This window comes from Vibrio tapetis subsp. tapetis, from assembly GCF_900233005.1.
Lineage (GTDB): Bacteria > Pseudomonadota > Gammaproteobacteria > Enterobacterales > Vibrionaceae > Vibrio > Vibrio tapetis.
Genome location: NZ_LT960613.1, coordinates 1 through 17,315, shown reverse-complemented (window position 1 = coordinate 17,315; position 17,315 = coordinate 1). Strand labels below are relative to the sequence as shown.

Annotated in this window: 20 protein-coding genes and 1 pseudogene; 1 reads left to right on the top strand and 20 read right to left on the bottom strand. The window is 50.5% G+C overall.

Annotated elements, in window-relative coordinates:
* Positions 1 to 38: 38 nt before the first annotated feature.
* The 19 genes and pseudogenes from traF to VTAP4600_RS25350 all read right to left on the bottom strand — a co-directional run bounded on the left by traF (position 39) and on the right by VTAP4600_RS25350 (position 15,600).
* Positions 39 to 824 (bottom strand): type-F conjugative transfer system pilin assembly protein TraF, encoded by a 786-nt coding sequence (gene traF / locus VTAP4600_RS25445; RefSeq protein ID WP_102525548.1) that lies wholly within the window; start codon positions 822 to 824, stop codon positions 39 to 41.
* Positions 825 to 871: 47 nt separating this feature from the next.
* Positions 872 to 2,602 (bottom strand): type-F conjugative transfer system mating-pair stabilization protein TraN, encoded by a 1,731-nt coding sequence (gene traN, locus VTAP4600_RS25440; protein ID WP_012397004.1) that lies wholly within the window; start codon positions 2,600 to 2,602, stop codon positions 872 to 874.
* A 13-nt stretch (positions 2,603 to 2,615) separates the two neighbouring features.
* The gene (trbC, locus tag VTAP4600_RS25435; protein WP_012397003.1) at positions 2,616 to 3,323 is read right to left on the bottom strand and encodes a type-F conjugative transfer system pilin assembly protein TrbC; all 708 of its coding nucleotides are present in this window, start codon (positions 3,321 to 3,323) and stop codon (positions 2,616 to 2,618) included.
* Between the two features lie 18 nt (positions 3,324 to 3,341).
* Positions 3,342 to 3,566, bottom strand: a complete 225-nt coding sequence (locus VTAP4600_RS25430; RefSeq protein WP_012397002.1) for a hypothetical protein — start codon at positions 3,564 to 3,566, stop codon at positions 3,342 to 3,344.
* Positions 3,567 to 3,893: 327 nt separating this feature from the next.
* A complete protein-coding gene (gene traU, locus VTAP4600_RS25420) occupies positions 3,894 to 4,904 on the bottom strand; it encodes a conjugal transfer pilus assembly protein TraU (RefSeq protein ID WP_012397000.1) in 1,011 nt (336 codons plus the stop codon).
* Between the two features lie 125 nt (positions 4,905 to 5,029).
* Positions 5,030 to 5,770: a type-F conjugative transfer system protein TraW gene (gene traW, locus VTAP4600_RS25415; protein WP_102525547.1), complete on the bottom strand. Its 741-nt coding sequence runs from the start codon at positions 5,768 to 5,770 to the stop codon at positions 5,030 to 5,032.
* Positions 5,727 to 8,275 (bottom strand): annotated as a pseudogene (gene traC / locus VTAP4600_RS25410) (type IV secretion system protein TraC). Before traC ends, traW begins: the two are co-directional and overlap by 44 nt.
* A 15-nt stretch (positions 8,276 to 8,290) precedes the next feature.
* Positions 8,291 to 8,653 (bottom strand): hypothetical protein, encoded by a 363-nt coding sequence (locus tag VTAP4600_RS25405; RefSeq protein WP_012396998.1) that lies wholly within the window; start codon positions 8,651 to 8,653, stop codon positions 8,291 to 8,293.
* 13 nt (positions 8,654 to 8,666) lie between these two features.
* Positions 8,667 to 9,047 (bottom strand): type IV conjugative transfer system lipoprotein TraV, encoded by a 381-nt coding sequence (gene traV / locus VTAP4600_RS25400; protein ID WP_012396997.1) that lies wholly within the window; start codon positions 9,045 to 9,047, stop codon positions 8,667 to 8,669.
* Between the two features lie 3 nt (positions 9,048 to 9,050).
* Positions 9,051 to 10,559 (bottom strand): TraB/TrbI/VirB10 family type IV secretion system protein, encoded by a 1,509-nt coding sequence (locus VTAP4600_RS25395; RefSeq protein WP_012396996.1) that lies wholly within the window; start codon positions 10,557 to 10,559, stop codon positions 9,051 to 9,053.
* Positions 10,549 to 11,241: a type-F conjugative transfer system secretin TraK gene (gene traK, locus VTAP4600_RS25390; RefSeq protein WP_012396995.1), complete on the bottom strand. Its 693-nt coding sequence runs from the start codon at positions 11,239 to 11,241 to the stop codon at positions 10,549 to 10,551. Before traK ends, VTAP4600_RS25395 begins: the two co-directional genes overlap by 11 nt.
* A gap of 85 nt (positions 11,242 to 11,326) precedes the next feature.
* Positions 11,327 to 11,902 (bottom strand): type IV conjugative transfer system protein TraE, encoded by a 576-nt coding sequence (gene traE, locus VTAP4600_RS25385; RefSeq protein WP_012396994.1) that lies wholly within the window; start codon positions 11,900 to 11,902, stop codon positions 11,327 to 11,329.
* 9 nt (positions 11,903 to 11,911) lie between these two features.
* Positions 11,912 to 12,214, bottom strand: a complete 303-nt coding sequence (traL, locus tag VTAP4600_RS25380; RefSeq protein WP_012396993.1) for a type IV conjugative transfer system protein TraL — start codon at positions 12,212 to 12,214, stop codon at positions 11,912 to 11,914.
* A gap of 9 nt (positions 12,215 to 12,223) precedes the next feature.
* Positions 12,224 to 12,511, bottom strand: a complete 288-nt coding sequence (gene traA / locus VTAP4600_RS25375; RefSeq protein ID WP_012396992.1) for a type IV conjugative transfer system pilin TraA — start codon at positions 12,509 to 12,511, stop codon at positions 12,224 to 12,226.
* Between the two features lie 563 nt (positions 12,512 to 13,074).
* The gene (locus VTAP4600_RS25370) at positions 13,075 to 13,254 is read right to left on the bottom strand and encodes a TraY domain-containing protein (protein ID WP_012396991.1); all 180 of its coding nucleotides are present in this window, start codon (positions 13,252 to 13,254) and stop codon (positions 13,075 to 13,077) included.
* Positions 13,255 to 13,522: 268 nt separating this feature from the next.
* The gene (locus VTAP4600_RS25365) at positions 13,523 to 13,744 is read right to left on the bottom strand and encodes a hypothetical protein (protein WP_012396990.1); all 222 of its coding nucleotides are present in this window, start codon (positions 13,742 to 13,744) and stop codon (positions 13,523 to 13,525) included.
* A 69-nt stretch (positions 13,745 to 13,813) separates the two neighbouring features.
* Positions 13,814 to 14,167, bottom strand: coding sequence for a hypothetical protein (locus tag VTAP4600_RS25360; RefSeq protein ID WP_012396989.1), 354 nt, complete (start codon positions 14,165 to 14,167; stop codon positions 13,814 to 13,816).
* Positions 14,164 to 14,445 (bottom strand): single-stranded DNA-binding protein, encoded by a 282-nt coding sequence (locus VTAP4600_RS25355; RefSeq protein ID WP_012396988.1) that lies wholly within the window; start codon positions 14,443 to 14,445, stop codon positions 14,164 to 14,166. The genes VTAP4600_RS25360 and VTAP4600_RS25355 overlap by 4 nt, the downstream gene beginning before the upstream one ends.
* Positions 14,446 to 14,457: 12 nt before the next feature.
* Positions 14,458 to 15,600, bottom strand: a complete 1,143-nt coding sequence (locus tag VTAP4600_RS25350; RefSeq protein WP_102521426.1) for a phage/plasmid replication protein, II/X family — start codon at positions 15,598 to 15,600, stop codon at positions 14,458 to 14,460.
* 120 nt (positions 15,601 to 15,720) lie between these two features.
* Between VTAP4600_RS25350 and VTAP4600_RS25345 the strand changes: the two genes are divergently transcribed.
* Positions 15,721 to 16,116, top strand: coding sequence for a helix-turn-helix transcriptional regulator (locus VTAP4600_RS25345; RefSeq protein ID WP_102521425.1), 396 nt, complete (start codon positions 15,721 to 15,723; stop codon positions 16,114 to 16,116).
* A gap of 705 nt (positions 16,117 to 16,821) precedes the next feature.
* On the opposite strand, the gene VTAP4600_RS25335 is transcribed toward VTAP4600_RS25345, so the two are convergent.
* The gene (locus VTAP4600_RS25335; RefSeq protein WP_012396984.1) at positions 16,822 to 17,049 is read right to left on the bottom strand and encodes a hypothetical protein; all 228 of its coding nucleotides are present in this window, start codon (positions 17,047 to 17,049) and stop codon (positions 16,822 to 16,824) included.
* Positions 17,050 to 17,315: the final 266 nt, after the last annotated feature.

Genomic DNA, 17,315 nt, shown 5'->3' with positions numbered 1-17,315 from the left:
TTTTGTGGTGGCTTTTGGTGGATTAAACATTCTCGTTGTTAAAAGTCGGAGGCTTTAAAGTCGGTGGCCACGTTGTAAAACCGCCCAAGAAGGTCGGTTTGGCTTATCCAGCCATAGGCCAATGGCTTCATCTCCCCCGTCTCCGGGTGCACCAAAATCAACGCCGGCGTAAAGGGCACGGTCACTTTTCCTTGGTTGTGCCGGTTTTCTTTTAGGTTGGTGATGAAGGTCTGGTCGGTGCTTATGCCCAGCAAATCGAAGTGATGCTCGTCGGCAAAGGCTTGAATGGAGGGCGCTAATTTTTGGGTAAGGGCATCGCGGCCTTCGTAGACAAAGAAGAAACCCCATCCCTCCTGTTGCATTTGCTTGACGGCGTCCGTCTTTTTTTGTGTTTCAAGGGCAAGATAGGGCTGTCTGGCCGCTTGCTCTGTTGGGTGGTCTTTGGTGTAAGACAGCTCAGGCTTGTCAAGTAGGACCGCTTTAAAGGTCATGCCAATCTCATCGGTTTGAGCGGTGATGAAACGGTTCAGGGCTAAGAAGTGCGCCCGTTTCTCTTTGTCCTTTGGGTGAATGAACGCGTCGTTTTTGGCTTCATCGTGCATAGAATGAAACCAGTCCATTTGCTGCGTGGCTGAGAGGGGGCTCGGCGGTGACACCGTGGTTTGGGTATTGCTTGGCAGTGGCTTGGGTTTGGGCGTGTCAGGCATGGACTTGGGCTCGTTGTACCATCGCCACCCTAACGGGGCGTCATTGGCGAGAGCGGGCTGGCCATGAACAAGCAGCGTTAGGGTAATGATTGCCCTCAGGATTTTTTTCATCATCATAGACCTTGGTTTAACGGATGGGAGCATGGGGTGGATGGAAGGGCGGTTTATCCGCCCGTGGCACTTTGAAGCCGGTGTTTGATTTCATCAAAGTTGGGTAGGTTGGTGTTGGCTTTCATCTCTGGATAAAAATCCGCAAAGTCAATGTGTTCAAAATTGATTTGACCGAGCTCTTCGGGGGTTAATGGCGCGCAAGTGGGGCGCTCTGAAGAGCCTAACCCTTTGCCAAGCTGACTCATGGCCCCTTGTTGTTGGATGATTTTGGCCAGCTTACTGTCGTAAACGCAGTAACTGCGTTTGTGTCGAAAGCAAGCGCCGAGGATTTTTTTGGCGCAAAACTCGCCGACATACAGCGTGAGGCCTTTTCCTTTGGCTTTGCCCAAGGCTTTCTCTTGCTCACTGCATTTCGCGCCTAAGCCTTGCCCCCAACCTGAATCGCTGCAGCAATCATTAAAGCCGGCGATTTTCTTTTCACATTGCATCGGTTTTCCTGTGAAGATTTTGGGCGGTGAGCCCACGTCTTTGACCGCTTCGGCAAGGCCTGCGAGCGCGGCCACGGATTTATCGAAGTTGCCATTAAGCTTCGGCGTTTCTTGGTAGCAATCCCCATCCAAGCAAAAAGACTGCTCACCGCATTCGAGTGCCGTGGTATGGCAGGTTTTTTCAGGGCAGCTTTTTTGCACTTCCTCTTCGACACAAACGCCATTTTGCTTCAAGCTGCATCGTTTCTCTGTGGTTGTGCAGTCGTTGGGCAGTGGCTTGCAAGTATCTGTCGTGTTGCATTCATGGTTAATTTGGTATTTCCAACAAGGCAACGTGGTAGGGATACCATTGACTATCCGGGTTTCTTCTCCCTCAATGCAGGTTTCACTGATGGGCTTGCAGGCTTTAATTAACGTGCATTGCGGTGACCAACTGAAGGTGTTTTTGATGCAATTACCGCCTGAAAGAGAGAAGCCTGTTTGGCAGGTGAGCGTGGCGGGCATGGTTTCATTAATGAGCCCACAAATCTCCCAAGTGGTTGACCAGCCGCTGTGTCGGCCTCCTCGACAATCATAGTTTCGATCCGATTTTTCTTTCCCTTTCCATTTTCCGCTCTGAACGCGACGCCCATCCCATATCATCCATTCGCCCCCAAGTCGCCCGCAGTTGCCTCCGCTAGCGGAGACAGAGTTGCGGGCGTCATAACGACATTGTGTGATTTGCCTCGTGCAGTCTCGTCCTTGATTCGTCCAACCTTGAGGGCAAATGAAAATGACGGGACTCACGGTCACAGAGGCAATGGGGACTTTCTCGCAAGGAACCTGTTTTCGTGTGGGTTGATTGCATTGCCTTGGGACAGGGTCGATGACGCATTGAGCGCCGCTCTTGCAATCCACATAGGCATTGGAGATGCCGTGCGTCACCTCAAAGGCGTTCTCTTGGCCAAGCAGCGCAAATCTCATGGCGGGGTCATTTTTAATGTCAGGCCGACCTTGGTTAAAGTTGTGGGTGATGTCTTGCGCGGTGTCATTGGTGGCAAAGGCGTGCGCCTTTTGGCTATTGATAGTGCTGTCATCGAGTTGGGACTCTTTGGGGTTATCCACGCCGCTTTTACAGGCGGCGTCCTTGCAATAGTCTTTGGCGTTTAAGGGCAGGGTGCTTGGGGTGAGCGTTTGGTTGGCCGTGTGTTTCGCCCATTGGGCGCTGTCGTTATAGGTGTGCGCTTGATTGGCGTGAGTGAGCATGGGAGAGCAAAGGCATAATAGTGTGATGAAGCGGGGCAAGAATGTGCGCATGAGCGCTCCTTTTTTAATGCTCGAGTGCGCGCAGCAGCGTCGCCACCTCCTGTTGGGTGTCGCCTTGCGCTAGCGTCTCTAAGGCTTGATACAACGAAATATTGCCCGTGACCACATCATAATCGGTGGGCAGGCAAGATTGTTTGGGTTGGCATTGTCCGGGTTTGATGGACACGAACGTGGGCACTTGCTGGATATCAAATTGCCGAAACCAATCTGGGCTGATGGAGAAACCGCTGCGAATGGCTGGGCGGTTGCCTTGATTGATGAGGGTTTGAATGCGCGTTACGGTCGCGGTAAAGCCTTGCGGCAGGACGCCGCGTATCACCAAGGGGATGCCCGTGCGCTCGCTTTGTTTGAGCAATTGAGTGAGGGCGGTGTCTGGCATGGTTAATGACACAAACACCATCACGCCTTTGGGCGCTTGCTCTGGATTGGTCTGAGCGGATGGGGTATCCAGTAAGGGGGAGAGCGATTGCGGGTTAAGCTTGAGCCCCGCGGCCTTACTGGCTTGTTGCGCCTCGCTTCGATGCGCGCGGGCTTGGTCATGGAATGTTTTGGATTGCGCCATGATGGCGGCGTCGGGGCGCTCCGCTAGGCGCCTTTCGATGTCCTGAAAGGCTTGGAGTTCTTCTTTTGTGTACGCGTGGGTGAGCGGGCTTGTGAGCGCGCAGGCCCACAGCGCAAAGCAACAGGCTTTGCGTAAGAGTCGAGGGCGCATGAGTGTCTCCTGATGCAATTAATTCGTGGTGAAAGGTGGATAAAACGTGCGAGCATCCTGGAAGCTGATGGACAATATTCCTCGTGCCATGAGCGCTCGACGCAACATGTAATGGAATTCCGTTGAGGCAAAGTTGCAATACACGTGCTTTTGCTCTGACAGCGCGGTTTTTAAAAAATCATCCAGCGAAGCGACGTTACTGGCGATGAATAAGGTGCGCTCGTCAATACCGGTGGTGCTCATGTTGTGTTCCCTCTTTTGTCTTTTTTGGGGGGGGTGAAAACGACTTGTTTGAAAGTTTTAACCAGTCCGTTATTCCATTGAGCTAAACACTCAGGACACGATGAGCAAATGCCTTGTTCATTTTGCCTGTCTACTTTCAACCAGAAACATGCCGGGTAGTTTTCAATGCAAGCATTGGTATCACTGCACCCACACCCTATACAAACCGCCTCGTTCGGCTCAGGGTGAAGGCTATATAGGGTTAAATTTGCCATTCTTTCCTCTGTTCAAAGTTTGGATCATTAATCAAAAAAGTGTTGAGATTTATTGGCTTCCGGCATGGGGCGATTATAAAAAGACACAATTGCGTTTTCGCCATTGCACAAAGCCAAAATTATCCCCGGTGACGGGGTTATCATGACCGGCCTCCCACAGCGTGGTGGTGGTCGTGTAGGGGTGACACCATTGTGCGTCTGCAATGGGCGCGGACATTTGGTAGCGGTATCGAGACTTGGGCAGCAGTGGATCTGGATATTGGTAGCAAATCGCCCCGCTTTCGCCGCGCGTTTCCCACACCATGCCCTGGCGATGCAATTTATAATTGAGCCTTTCCATCAGCAGGGTGGCCGCTTGGATGGGCGTGTCTCGATAGTTCGTTGTGCCCGTTAACGGATAGGCACTGCCTTGGGAGCCCAAACACCAAAACAGGGCATCAATGGGCAAGGATGAATTGGTCGAGGTGAGCATGGCCTCTGGCACGCACGCAAGCTGCGCCACCACATTACCAAACAATAACGCTTCAGGGTTGAGCACCAGGGCCAGCTCATCGTCGTCCCAAATGGGGTCAATTTCAGTGAGATAAGCCACATCAAAACTATCGGTCGCCATGCACGCGGCCGATTGCATCAGTTGTAACCAGTAAATGAGCGGGTATTTGTACCAATGGGCGTGATAAAAACCGCCATCGCTGCTGTCGCTTTCGCGCGCGGTGATGCGTCCTCCTATTTTTTGCTTATTGGCGCCCCCCATTTCAATGCCCATGTTGACCATGCAATAAGGGACGCGCGTGATGTCCGTTAACGCATAAGGCTCCCAATAACCGATGTTGATGCCCACTTGCATGAATATCGGCGGCGGCTTGGGGCAAAAGGAAATCGGAAAAGACGGGTTGCGGGTGTCGGGGTATTTGGAAGGCAATACGGTGGCGGCGCCAATCGTCATCGGAAACAAGCAGTCCCAGCAAATATCGGTAATGGGGTTGATAAAACGACTCTTGCAGGCGGGGCCGGCGGCGAGCGTAGAGGGGGCGCTTAACACGAGTAGGAGGGCAAGTGTTGAGCGCAACAGTAAGCGGTGCATAGGCGTGTCCTTAGTATCCACGCTACGCGTGGTGCTCCTTTTGTCTCAACAAGAGGCGTTGCCTCATTGTCGCAGCCAAAAGCGAGCTTAGTTGATAGAAAAAAAGGGTCGCAATGGAAGCATGATCAAGGCGTCTTCTCCAAAGGCATCAAGCCAGAGACATCCACTTCGTCGATGCGCCAGCGCGTGCCCTCTTGATAGGCTATCGCGGGAAGGTGAGTGATGTGCAATTGCTTGGTGAGAAACCCTTGTTGCGCAAAATAGTATTGCTGACCGGTTAAGGCGGCCATGGCGTTAGGGCTGCCCCCAGTGAGCACCCATTTTATCGGTTTGGTGTGGGTGTATTGACTGGCAAACCGCCGCTGCTTGGCATCGCGGGCATCAAAGAACACCAAGACTTTACTGAGTTCAAAATTGGGTAAGACCGATTGACCCTCAATGGCTGGCCACGTTGTCGGATCGAACGGGTTGATGCGCGTGCCCGCCTTGGCAATGCGCTGGCCCGTATTGGGAACGAGTAAGTCTTTGGTTAACGTCACGCTGGGATCCACATAAAAGGTGCGCGGCGAGGTGGTGGTTAACAGCCCTTGGACGGGCGTGGGGGTTTGGATGCTGGCTTTGACCCGTTGGGTGAACGTGTCTTGTAGGTCGGCCATTTTCCCGTTGGCCTCAAATTGTTTTAATCGGTGCTCTATCCAGTCCAGCATGTCGATTTCCCCAATGGGAAAGGCGGGGGCAACCCGGCCAAAATCCTTGGCCTGACTGTGAGTGGTTGCCCCTGCCCACAACAAACTGACCCAAAGCGCGGCCAAAAGGCAAGCGTTACGGCGCTTGCTGTATGGCTTGCTGGAAGGCGTGGATTTCATCGCCGTAAAAGTGCATGGACGTTTGCTCAATGGCCGACTCCAAAGCGTGGCCTGCTTGCACCAAGTTTTCACAATACTCAAACTCGTGAGGCTCCGTGGAGAGCATGGCGCGTTTGACGGGGGAGGCGAAAAGCGGTGGTAGGTAACGTGTCCACCCGCTTTGATGCGCGCGCAGCTGTAGCCCGCTTCGCTGGATTTCTCAAACCCCTTGATGATGGCTTGGTCAAAGGAGGAGAACACGTTGGGGTTGTCGGTGAGGTAGTTATCAAAGCCGGCTCCTTGTCGTAATAAGATATGAATGTCGGAATTGTTGTAGCTTGCCTTGGCTTCTTCGCTACTAAAGAAATCCTCAATGCCTTGCGTGACGGTGCAAAACGCGCCACCGAATTTTCGAGCGGTGCGATAGCCGGTGTTAATGAACTCGCGCGCCTGCTCGTTGGCGCCACTCAACAAGCTCCACGCTTCTTCAATGATGCACAGCTTCGGGGTAGAGCGAGAGCCGGATAAGTACATTTGCTGATTAATCGACACCATGAGCGCGAAAATCACCGGTCTTAACACCGCAGGCGGAAAGCCATCGAGCTCCAAGGTGGTGAATTCCACTTTAGGATCGAGCATGGACGGCTTGTTAAACACATCACTATACGTGCCATCGGTGCCATACTTTTTCAGTTGCACCGCAATGTCTTTGATGCGGCGGTCTTGCTCTTCGCCGGCAATGTCGATGAGGGCATCCCTGACATCATCCACCAAGGTGTCTACGCCTTTGGCTTCCCACGCTTGGACAATGGCGTCGCCCAAAACGCTTTGTTGGAACGTGGACAGGGGCGCATAAGGCGAGGCGATGGTGGCGAATAAAGCCGTGATGTTGTCCAGCGCTTCCATCATCGGATCCACCGCGGTGCCGTCGTCGTCCACAAACTCAAATTGGGCGTCGGCCATTTTCCCTAAGTGAGTGAACGGGTTTAAGTAAATGTTGTTGTGGGTCATGTAAGTGCCGCCCAAACTCAAGGTGAGCTTTTTGTAGCTGGCGCCTTTATCGAGGATCCACACTTTGCCCCCCATGGCGTACACGTTCTCGGCCATCTCTTGGACAAAGAAGCTTTTGCCCGCCCCTGAGCCGCCCGTCAGGGCAATGTTCTGGTTATCACTGCCACAGGTAAAGGGGTTAAAAAATGAGATCTGCTGTCGCATGGTCGGAAGCAGCATGCCGCCTTTGAGCTGGCGAAAGTCCAGCACCAGCGGAAAAAAATTCACCAGGTTGGAGCTTTTCACGGTGCGAGTGCGGCCGACTCGCTTGCAATCCTCCCAAAGCCCTTCGCTCATCATGAAGGGCAGGATGCTGAGCAAGGCTTGAGGCTGGAGCATTTTGAGGGGGGCGATATCGAGACCGGCGTTACTGAACGCTTCTCTGGCCGCTTGGGTGTGCTGTTTTCCTTCCTTGCGGTTGGTGAACAGCGTGACGGTCAAGACCATGCTGGCGATGGTAAAGGATTTACCCAGCAATCCCGCTTGAATGGCTTTGCGCTCGGCCAGCTCGTCTTTAGCGGTGGGCGCTAATAGCGCCATTTTTGACTCCACCGTTTTGGTCAAATCTTTGATTTTGGCATCATTACTGGCGTTTTGTTTCCCGGTGGGCTCATGACGAAAGTTGAGCGTCAGCATATGGGGGCATTTGATGGAGCGGGAGACGTTTCTTAACGACGAAAAACACTCTGGCAGCGCATACAGACGATAGTCTCCGGGCAGTTTGGATAAGCCCATGTTCACAATGCGTCCGCGAGTTTCTTCGCCCTTGTCGTTGGTGTGGCGCGTATCAATGTACTCACGGTGCGTCATCATTTCCGTGTCAGGGGCGAGCGCTTGGCGGTGCAGTGACTCCAAAGGGTGATAAGACTTGAGCTGTGGCCGGTCTTGATTGGGATCAAAATTAAGCACATCGCCCACATGAGTGAGCAGCGCCTCCGGGGTCAGCGGTTGCAAATCAAACCCCAATTGCATTAACCCGGTCTCCAACGTGATGCGCGCATCCAGCAGGGCTTGGGGTTCGTCTTCGCAGGTTGAGACAAACATAAACGCATCATAATCGCGTAAATCGAAATGGCTGTTTTTTTGTCGATGAAAAAAGCCGGCTTGGGCAGCGTAATTCGCGTAAATCGCGTCATCTCTTGCCATTTTCGCGCACACGCCGCCGCGTTTACTGAGTAAGGCTTCGTTGCTTTCCAGATAATGCGCCACTCGATTGTGGCCAAACAGTTGCAATTGATAGTCCCATTTGTCGCCTTGCGGTAAATCGGCCACCAATTTGTTGAGCGATTGAATGAGGGTGTCATTGGCGCCGCCCAGAATGCTGAGGCGAAAGCCAAATCCTTGAGCATGTTGATTGCGAAAAACGCGGTCAATGGCGTCATGCTCTCGATACGGCAGTTCATGGTGTAGGTGGTTTTGCGCTTTTTTGGCCTCGGTAAAGAGGCGGGATAAGCCGGAGGTGGATTGAGAAAACATGGAGACTCCGTGGGGTTACCAGAAAAGGGATAAGGGCCAACTGACGGGCATCATGGCCTCATCGGAGCGCTTAATGGCGGCCGAGAGTTCATTGAAGCCTTTTTTGTTGAGGCACTCGTAGAGGTTAACGGGTTTGATGATTGGGTGTGTGGCGTCTTCGCGGATAGGCTCTCCAAGTTCGCACCGCTTTAGCTCGTGTAAGGCGTCAATGCGGCGTTGATGAGACCACGGTTGATGCTCAAGATAAACCGTATAGGCGTGGGCTCTTGCCGAGTTCGTGCTGGTCACGTACTGCGCCACTTGGGCGAGTGCGGCACTAAGTAGCATGGCCGTTAAGACAAACAGTCCCATGACCCCTTTTTTAAATGATGTTTTCATTTCGGTCTCCTGATTAATCTTGCCAAATGGCCGGCGCGGGGCGCCCTGACCATTGGCTGTCATCGAGCACGAAATACACATCCATGGTGTCAACGTAGTCGTTATCTTGGTCTTTAAAAGGAAAAATGGTCACCTTTTTGACCCGCTCACGGCTTCGTGTCGGCTGGCCATGTCGGTCTCGCCTTGGCAGCAGCGTAAAAGAGGCGGGCGCGGTGGGGGTCAAGATGGCGTCGCCATGCTCTTGACCGGCATGACCGTAAGGGTTGTTTCTAATGTCGTCCATGGTGGTACAGCTCGATGTGCCGCCTATTTTTTTGCAGCCGTAGTCGCCATCCAATCCGGCGGCGCAGCCGGATAAGGTCAGCAAAGTGAGGCTGATTATGATGCGCTTCATGTGTTACTCCTGTCGTCCAAAGCCGGTTTGGTTCAGCCCTTGTTGAGTGAGCTTATCGGCGAGGGGGTTGATGGCGCTCGTCGGCGCATTGGTGATGACGTCCATGATGTGGTTGGTATTGGAAGCGGCGTGCGCTTTTTCTTCCAGTTCGGTTTCGTAGGCTTGGGCCAAGACGGGGTCAAGCGGGAAGCCTTCCAAGAACACCAGGTTCACGATGGCGCCCGGGTTGACTTCCACGATGGGGTGATACAACTCCGCCAATTGGATGTAATAGTCAGCCAGTTTGCTGCCGACGCTTTGGGTGGCACTGCCCAGTAAGTTCAGGCCGATTTTGTCGGTGCTGACGCTGCTGCTTGGCCCTAACGCGGTCGGCGTGGTGGTCTGAGAGAGGGCTTTCCCGGCGCCGCCTAATCCTTCAAGGATGCCTGATATCCCGGCCATTTTAACGATTTGACCGTTTTTCAATATCGTCGTGCCTCGAATGCCGTTGCGACCAAAGTTAAACGCGGTGGCCTTGACGGGCACGTCTAAGATGTCTCCGCTGGGCTGGATGCAGCTCAAACGGTGGGTGCGAACAATGCCGCGACTGGATGAGATTTCCCCATAAACGGAGGCGGTGACGGTGCAGTCGCGTAGCTTTGACGGTTTACCGTTTGGCAAAATGCCGGCGTTCAGGGTTTGGAAAACCAGCGGCGCCGTATCGCCTTGGCCTAAGACACCGGCGTTCGCATCCGCGCCCCCGGTGACCACCGCGGTCACAAAGGTGCTGGTTGGCACGTAGTTATCAACGGTGCGCCGAGGGGCGCGTTCTTGCTCACTGGCCGCCCAGGTGAACTCGAAACTGTCAAAGCCTTGCGCGGCAAACGCGACGTTGTCTTTGCCTTGGTATTGAAAGTCCGCCATGTTCGAGTTGTTTTGCCCATCACGAACCGACGGGCGAGGGGGCAGGGCATACTCCCCAAAATTTCGGCCAGAATAGACGTCGGCTGACGCGCCTTGGCCTGCCGGTTTCTTCGCCTCTTGCCACTGCGTGGTGAGTTGCGTTTTGAGGGCGTCGATTTCCGCCAGTTTGTCTTGCATTTTTCGCTCAAGCTCACTCAAGGTCGAGCTTTGATTGCGCGCGCTCGCCTGCTCGATGTTTTTAAGCTCTGCGGTGAGACTGTCGCCAAAGCGCCCCAGCGTACTTTCAAACTTAATCAGGGATTGCTCTAGCTGGTTGATTTTAAGCTGCTGCGCGGTGAGGGCGGATTGGTTGTCTTTTTCGGTGAAGTCGTCACCGACCACGGCGCCAAAGCCCACTTGGGTGACGGGCTCAACCGAGGTGGCCTCTCGCGTCATTTGCCAGACCAGCGCGCCCGCTAAGGCGAGCGCCGCCAAGATAACCACAGTGATGATGAGGTTGCGGGAGTGCGTGGCTTGGTTGATGCGCTCGCCTTGGTCAAAGTCCCCGTCACGGTCTTTAAAGAAGGTGCGTCCCACGCGGCTTAATCGGTCTTTGGTGTTATCGAACATGCGCGGCGCCTCCCCCGGTGATGAGGTATAAGGTGGTGCTGGCTCCAGGAGCCAGCTCGTAAGCTTCAAGCGCCGCACTGCGCGCGGAATCGCTGTAAAATTGCGCGGTGGTGAGCGTCATAAGGGTTTGGGTTTGGTTGCGCAGGGTGTAAATGATGCCCGAGTAATCGCGGCCGACAAACACGGTGGTGGGGATGACGGCCAGCGCTGCGTCATCGTCTGGTAACGTGGCGGGATCTACCGGGTGCTGGCTAAATCCCTCAATCGGCGCTTTGTCATGGACAAAGCGCATCATGGCCTTGGTGAGTCGTGTCAGGCCCTTGGGGTAATCGGCGCTGGTTTGCATGACACTGTCTTGCTCTAAATGAGACTGCGCCCACGTAAATTCGGACACGAAGCCCGGGGTGGCTTTGGGGCTGATGAACAGCGCGAACAAGCGCCCTTTTTCGGTGGTCAAATGCGCGGTAAAGGGCAGAGCAATGTTGATTTTTAAGGTGATGGAGCCGGAGGCGTCTTTTTGGTTGCCCGATGAGGTGCAAAAGCCTTGCGGGCACACGATGGATAAAATTCGGTCATTGGCCACCACGAGCCGGTTGAGGTTAATGGAAGACAGAGATAAAGGGATGGTGTCGCCATTACTAAAGGGGTAAGTCACTTTTTCTGCGTTTTGGGCTTGCGCCATGAGTGGAGTGCTCAAGAGAAAGAGCAGTAAGCACAACCGTGTGTAAAACGGGGGATAAAACCGAGTGCGCGTTGGGGGAAAGACATTAGGGCGATGCATGGTCGGTGGCCTCTAGAGTTTGGATGGATTGAAGGGCGAGTACGCCATGGTGGTAGGTCAGGTTGACTTGATACCATTTACTCTCCGCGGGCAGCGTGCGCGTGCCTACGTGTTTGGTTAGCGTTCCTTTTACGTGCACTTTCAACTCATCAAGGTTAATCGTGAACGTGCTTGCAGCGAACTGGCTGCTGATGTTGCCCTTTTTGATGGCGCCCGCTTCTCGTAGCAGATTGGGTTGAAAGGTGGCCCAACTGCCTTCGTCTACGTATTCCAGCAGTTGGCCGTATTGCCGACCGACGTTGCCTGGGGTGACGTTGAGTTTGAGATACAAAAAGTAATCGGCCATTTGCTCTAAGTAGGGCGCATCCACTTGGGAGTCCGACAAAGAGAAGGCTTTTGATATCACCGGGGGCACAAGGGTGCGGCTTTTATGGGTGAGGGCTTGGTACACCGAAAAACCGAGCACCAGATTGGTGAGGAGCATGGCAAGAAAGCCGAGGCTCAAAAAAAGATTGAGCAGGCTTTTTATCGCCAGTTTGTCTTGTTTGATGAAACTGTCCATAAACGGCCTTTAATATATCCAGTAGCGTTTGGAGGCGGCGGGGGTGCGCGTGAATAACACGCGCTTCATAAAGGAAGCCCCCCACCAATAGCTGGCTTGCGCGATGATGTGATCCCCGTATTGGGATTTGATGTAGCGCAATCCCCCGAACCACGCCATGGCTATCACCATGCCAATCATTTCGTGTCCAAGCCAAAACGCGAGGCCAAAGGTGACAAACGCTGGCAGCACTTCATCCATGGGGAAGCCGACGAGGCGGCGTCCTTTGTTCATGTGTTTGGGGACCGCAAAAAACTGATGAGGATCTTCCATGAGATCTCCTTAGCCGAGTCCGACCATTGGGGCGCCGACGTTCCATAAGATGGAGCCTCCGGCAAATCCGCCGAGGGCGGCGAACCAGTTACGCGTCATGAGTCCGGTGACCACGGCGCCAAGTAGGCCAGTGCCGAGCATGGCGGTTTCGACTAGAGAGCCTTTTCCGGCGGTGTCTTTGACCGCTTGCTTGCCACCGGCAAACAAATCGGCGGCGAGCGTGGGTTGAGTGACCAAGAGGGCGCCAAGCCCGACGGCCACGCCAACAGCCAGAGCGCGTTGTGAGTTACATTTCATGGGATGATTTCCTTTTTTATGAGTAAAAGCCTTAAGGCTTGGGTGTGCGTGAAAGAGGGGTATGAATACCATGTGAAAAGCGCCGCGCAGGCGACCCCTTTCACCTGGCCTTTCTATTGCGATGGAGCGAAGTGCTCCGCTGACGCGGTACTCCTTTTGTCTCGACAAGAGGCGTGGCCTCGTTATCGCAGTCAAAAGCGAGCTTGAAGGGTAAGGGGGCGATAAAACATGATGTCTAACCGCCCCGCACCTTATTCGATATGACCGCTCGAATGACACGGATTGCCCTTACTGTGGTGTTGGCAATAACAGATGCTACATTCCCGTCGGTGGCCCTAACGGTCATCGCCTAGCACACGGCTTCGCATATTTCTTAATGATGGGGCGTCTTATGACAACGTCTCATTAAGGAAGGGTTTCGGCCTTCTTGGGGTAACCTGCCCGCGCCATTCTTAGCGCTTCCAGTTGCATTTCTGCTTTTTTAAAAGCGATCTCAACAAAAAATCGTTTTTAAAAAACAAAGTAAAGCGATCCCTATTCGGGATCCTTTTGGCTAAAAAAAATCATCGGTTGTTTTTTGGTACTTCCCAATTCACGCCAAACAAATCGAGGTGATGCTCAAGTCGGGCTTGGGCTTCAGCGCGTTTGGTTCGTTTGCTGTGGGTCTTCGACTGCTCTAAAACACGATTGTGTTTTTCTGAGAGCTTGACGTTGACGTGTGTGCCATTGGGGTTTTTGGTCATATTTTTTGCCACTTTCCTCGAATGTTCTTGAGTCTATTTAACAGTATGTGCATAATGCGCACTAAGGTATGGTAGTTGTCTGAATTGATTGAGGAATTTTGGATGGTTCGTGCGTTATTCCACTTCACGGAGAAACATTTGCGAAGCAAAGTTATCACCGTTCAGCGGTATGATTTGAACGGCGTGAGTGTTGTCACCAGTGACGGCCAATAAAAAAGCCCCTGACGAATACCATCATGGGCTCTTTCATAAGTGGCCAGTACACCGGTTATGAATCGCTAGCGTGCTCCAGTTCTTGAGCTTTGATTTGGGGATATATCCGCATGAAACCTAAAATACCTTGAAGATTCTCGATTTCATCTTGCATATGATCTTGTAAGTTGAAGGCTATTTCTCTAGGACAATTACCTGTACTCAAAAACAATGAGATGCTGGCTATTGTATCAAGCTTAGCTTCTGCGTCTGATAACGTGTATTCTTTAACGGTCATAATCAACTCCAGTTAAGTTGGTTGTGGTAAAAAGCCCGTAACTGTTCATGCAGCTACGGGCTTTGCTATTTAGCGGTTAAGGTGACCCGCTCTAAATGGATTGTCGGATGGTAAAGACATTCGATCTTGAAATACATCAGGGCCAATTACGATAATCTGGCTACCAAGGTCAAAAGCCACGACAATAATAGCGCGGTCATCTAATTCTAAATTTTTTAAGACTTTAAGGGCTCTCGTATAACGATTGAAACGCATCGCGGCGTCTGGTAATCCGCACCACTTTTTACTGATTACACCTGCGCGTTCTTTATACTGAAGAAGAAAATCATCACACTCAGGGTTATGAATTAACCATCCATGAAAATTAGCATTTTCAGGCAATCTAGCGTCTTTTTTGATTTGTTCAGGGGTTGGAATACTCATAGTTCAGGCTCCATTGGGACAATCATTTTACCGTATTTTTTCAATTCAACCGTATTGAAGTGATTGACGATGTATGACGAGGAATGAAACGTATAAATCCCCGCTTGATATGGCGGCTGGCCTTCTTCCAATTGAACCTTGGTCAATGTCGGGAAGCGACCTTCTAAAAATACATACGCATCTTGTTCGTAAATTGTGCGCGGTGGTTTCCCATCTTTACCCTGCATGGTTCTTGGTGTCGATTTAACGTCTTCTTTGAAAACTTCAATTTTTAACATACTAGTTTCTCTTTAAGCGATTGCCTTAAACGGCATAACATTAGACTTAGCAACTACTGGTAAGTGATACCAATTTGGAATAGCGAGCGGTTTTACTTCAATTAACTCTGAGCGTTTTAAGGTTGGACACAGGCGAGTAACATCAAAAACCTGACCGATATCTATACCTATTTTCTTGAGCCGAGATTTATGTTCGTAAAATTGACTTTGTTTTAAGACCTGGCGTAAATCAGTACCGTGCTGCCACATCGTTGCATAACTCTGAGTAGAATTTGCGGCTTGGCGACTCTTAACAATCCCCAGATCTAATAATTGGTCAGCAATGCTTTTATGTTCATCATGATTAATTTGTATTGTCTTCATGGCATTCTCGATTTCATTCAAATGTGGTAAATAATCTGCTTCTGTTTTTAGCCCGTAGTAATGTAAATTATGCTTCTTCAATAATATTTGCTGTAATTTATGCTCTTGTCTGACGACACCTTGCTCTTCACAATAACTGATTAATTTTTCTATATATTCTAGCTGTTTAACCGTCACGCCTATTTTCTTTCTTTTGTCTTTTTTGAGGTGCTCTCTAAGCTCAAATGCTTTGGCATAAAGTATGTCTGCTCGCCAATTGGAACCATAGCCCCAGCTACAAGTCATACCGTTAGGGTAAAGTGTTGGCTTCCTACCTCTACCTATTTGCATAGAAGACATTCCACGAATGAATGATGCCTCCATCCCCTGACCTACTGATAAGTTTTGAGTCCAATCAACAGCTGTAATTTCAGCGCCATTACCTATAAAACTTATTGGCTTACCATCCGGTGTTTGACGAGGACATAAACGAGTATTTTTAGTGAATGGCGGTAAGTTGTATTTCGCCAATATATGATTGTAAATTGCTACACATTCTTCAAATGTTGTTAGCCCAAATAGATTATCCATCCGCTGCCAACGAGAGGGATTTCCTTCTACACGAACTTTGTAACCATCACACCTAATAGTCAGCTTTGTACTAAATGATCCTTCTAAACGCTTTTGATTAACCGATGGAGGTAATGCTTCCCCTGTCTCCATTTCTAGCCTTTCAATCACATGCGTCCCAACAAGTGGAAGACCACCTTGGGGATACTGTTGTTGCATGAAAAGCTTATCAATGAAGTACAAGTTAAAACCCTGTCAAGTACGTTTTTTTATAACATACATAATAAAAAAGCACACTTCAACCGCTAGGTACAAAAAAGCAGTGTTATAGTTATAAAAAAGAGTATCGATAAGGAGTTTGTGGTGTTGAAAGATGTAATTAAGTCTGCGCGTGTAGAACGTGGTTATACCCAAGAGCAAATAGCAAAATTGGTGAAAGTAGCAAAGCAAACCTACTTGAAATGGGAAAATGGCGAAACTGAACCCAAAGCAACTCAAATCCAGTTATTGGCAGAAAACCTTGGACTAACAGCAAACGAAATATGCTCTGGCAAAAGAACAACCAAAATGAGCTTAGAAGACTTCATTGTAGAAACGGCAATCAACAAATGGCCTAGTGAATTAGTGACTATGATGACGTGGAAAATGATCCCAGACCACGAGGTGTTTTTTGACAGAATAGAGCATACAAGCGAAGGCCAATACTATGAAGCAATTGGTGAGGTTGGAGAGATTGAGAGAGCGCTAGGAAAACGGTGATAATTCCGGATGTCCGGAGTTAGTTGGGGTGTAACAGTAACCCCAACTTGTTCTGATAACATTTCGATTACAAGTGACAATTTTGAAGATGGCCTTTTGAGGCCATTTTTAATGGAAAAAATAGTATCGATAGAAAAGTAAACGCCATTTAATTTGGAGCCCTTCCCCGTCGAAACGGGGCCCCTTCCCAAATGTAAATGGCCTCTCCTATTTCCTTCTCACCCTCCTTGCTCAGTTTTCGCCGTCGTTGTTCGTCGTCAGTCGTCAGTCGTCGAGTCTTGATAACTGATAGATATAAGGGTTGCAGTTGCAAAACGCCCTTTGGTGCTGTGATGCTCTGCAAGGGTGGTTCTAGCAAGAAAGAAAGGAAGTTTATCGCGGTGTCATAGATTGGGAGCGCTTCGCGCGTATCGGGCTGTTTGGCCGGAGCGACCATATCAACGTGGAGTTGTGCCCTTATCCCTGCGGGAAAATGCGAAATCCGCACAAGAGTACACTATTAAAGATAGTGTACTCTCCTTCTCCTCCTCGACCTCCTTGCTCAGTCTTCGCCGTCGTTTCTCGTCGTCATGCGTCGAGTTAAATAGGGGCAAAAGCGCTTGACCGGAAGGAAAGGAAGTTTATCGCGATGTCACACGAAAACAAAAAAGTCCGGAAAAACCGGACTTAGTTACATGTCATTATTGGGATAACGACAAGAGAACCTTATAACACATCAGCCAAATCCGCAGGAAGTGGCTCTAAATGTAATATCCCAGTATTATTCATACCCCTAGCCTCCATATTTTCTCGCATATTCGTCAAAACTACTTTTTCAATATGTCGTTCGTTGCCTTCAAAAAGCAGAATGCTATTAGGTTCTGGAATTACAGACAAAAAAACATGTGACCAATCTTCGCTGCCTTCACCTGATAAAACAATAAATGTATACATATAATAGACCTCTATAAAAACACATATATAGAGGTTAAACTTCAACAAATCAATGAGTTGGATAGACTAAATTGGAATAAAGAAATGGTTGCTTATTAATGCGCATTACAGGATTTATATTAAAAGAGCCTAGCGGCTGCGGCCAGTGCTGGCGCAATGGTACTGCCCGCCACGCTTTCAACATAAATCTGACCACATAATGCGCACCGATGTAAGTGGTTGATTAAAAATGATTAATTTCTATGCTTTTGATAATCAAGGGCGTA

Excerpts from the sequence above, each read along its gene's own strand:
- traF (WP_102525548.1), bottom strand. The coding sequence starts at position 824 with ATGATGATGAAAAAAATCCTGAGGGCAATCATTACCCTAACGCTGCTT.
- traN (WP_012397004.1), bottom strand. The coding sequence starts at position 2,602 with ATGCGCACATTCTTGCCCCGCTTCATCACACTATTATGCCTTTGCTCT.
- trbC (WP_012397003.1), bottom strand. The coding sequence starts at position 3,323 with ATGCGCCCTCGACTCTTACGCAAAGCCTGTTGCTTTGCGCTGTGGGCC.
- VTAP4600_RS25430 (WP_012397002.1), bottom strand. The coding sequence starts at position 3,566 with ATGAGCACCACCGGTATTGACGAGCGCACCTTATTCATCGCCAGTAAC.
- traU (WP_012397000.1), bottom strand. The coding sequence starts at position 4,904 with ATGCACCGCTTACTGTTGCGCTCAACACTTGCCCTCCTACTCGTGTTA.
- traW (WP_102525547.1), bottom strand. The coding sequence starts at position 5,770 with ATGAAATCCACGCCTTCCAGCAAGCCATACAGCAAGCGCCGTAACGCT.
- VTAP4600_RS25405 (WP_012396998.1), bottom strand. The coding sequence starts at position 8,653 with ATGAAAACATCATTTAAAAAAGGGGTCATGGGACTGTTTGTCTTAACG.
- traV (WP_012396997.1), bottom strand. The coding sequence starts at position 9,047 with ATGAAGCGCATCATAATCAGCCTCACTTTGCTGACCTTATCCGGCTGC.
- VTAP4600_RS25395 (WP_012396996.1), bottom strand. The coding sequence starts at position 10,559 with ATGTTCGATAACACCAAAGACCGATTAAGCCGCGTGGGACGCACCTTC.
- traK (WP_012396995.1), bottom strand. The coding sequence starts at position 11,241 with ATGGCGCAAGCCCAAAACGCAGAAAAAGTGACTTACCCCTTTAGTAAT.
- traE (WP_012396994.1), bottom strand. The coding sequence starts at position 11,902 with ATGGACAGTTTCATCAAACAAGACAAACTGGCGATAAAAAGCCTGCTC.
- traL (WP_012396993.1), bottom strand. The coding sequence starts at position 12,214 with ATGGAAGATCCTCATCAGTTTTTTGCGGTCCCCAAACACATGAACAAA.
- traA (WP_012396992.1), bottom strand. The coding sequence starts at position 12,511 with ATGAAATGTAACTCACAACGCGCTCTGGCTGTTGGCGTGGCCGTCGGG.
- VTAP4600_RS25370 (WP_012396991.1), bottom strand. The coding sequence starts at position 13,254 with ATGACCAAAAACCCCAATGGCACACACGTCAACGTCAAGCTCTCAGAA.
- VTAP4600_RS25365 (WP_012396990.1), bottom strand. The coding sequence starts at position 13,744 with ATGACCGTTAAAGAATACACGTTATCAGACGCAGAAGCTAAGCTTGAT.
- VTAP4600_RS25360 (WP_012396989.1), bottom strand. The coding sequence starts at position 14,167 with ATGAGTATTCCAACCCCTGAACAAATCAAAAAAGACGCTAGATTGCCT.
- VTAP4600_RS25355 (WP_012396988.1), bottom strand. The coding sequence starts at position 14,445 with ATGTTAAAAATTGAAGTTTTCAAAGAAGACGTTAAATCGACACCAAGA.
- VTAP4600_RS25335 (WP_012396984.1), bottom strand. The coding sequence starts at position 17,049 with ATGTATACATTTATTGTTTTATCAGGTGAAGGCAGCGAAGATTGGTCA.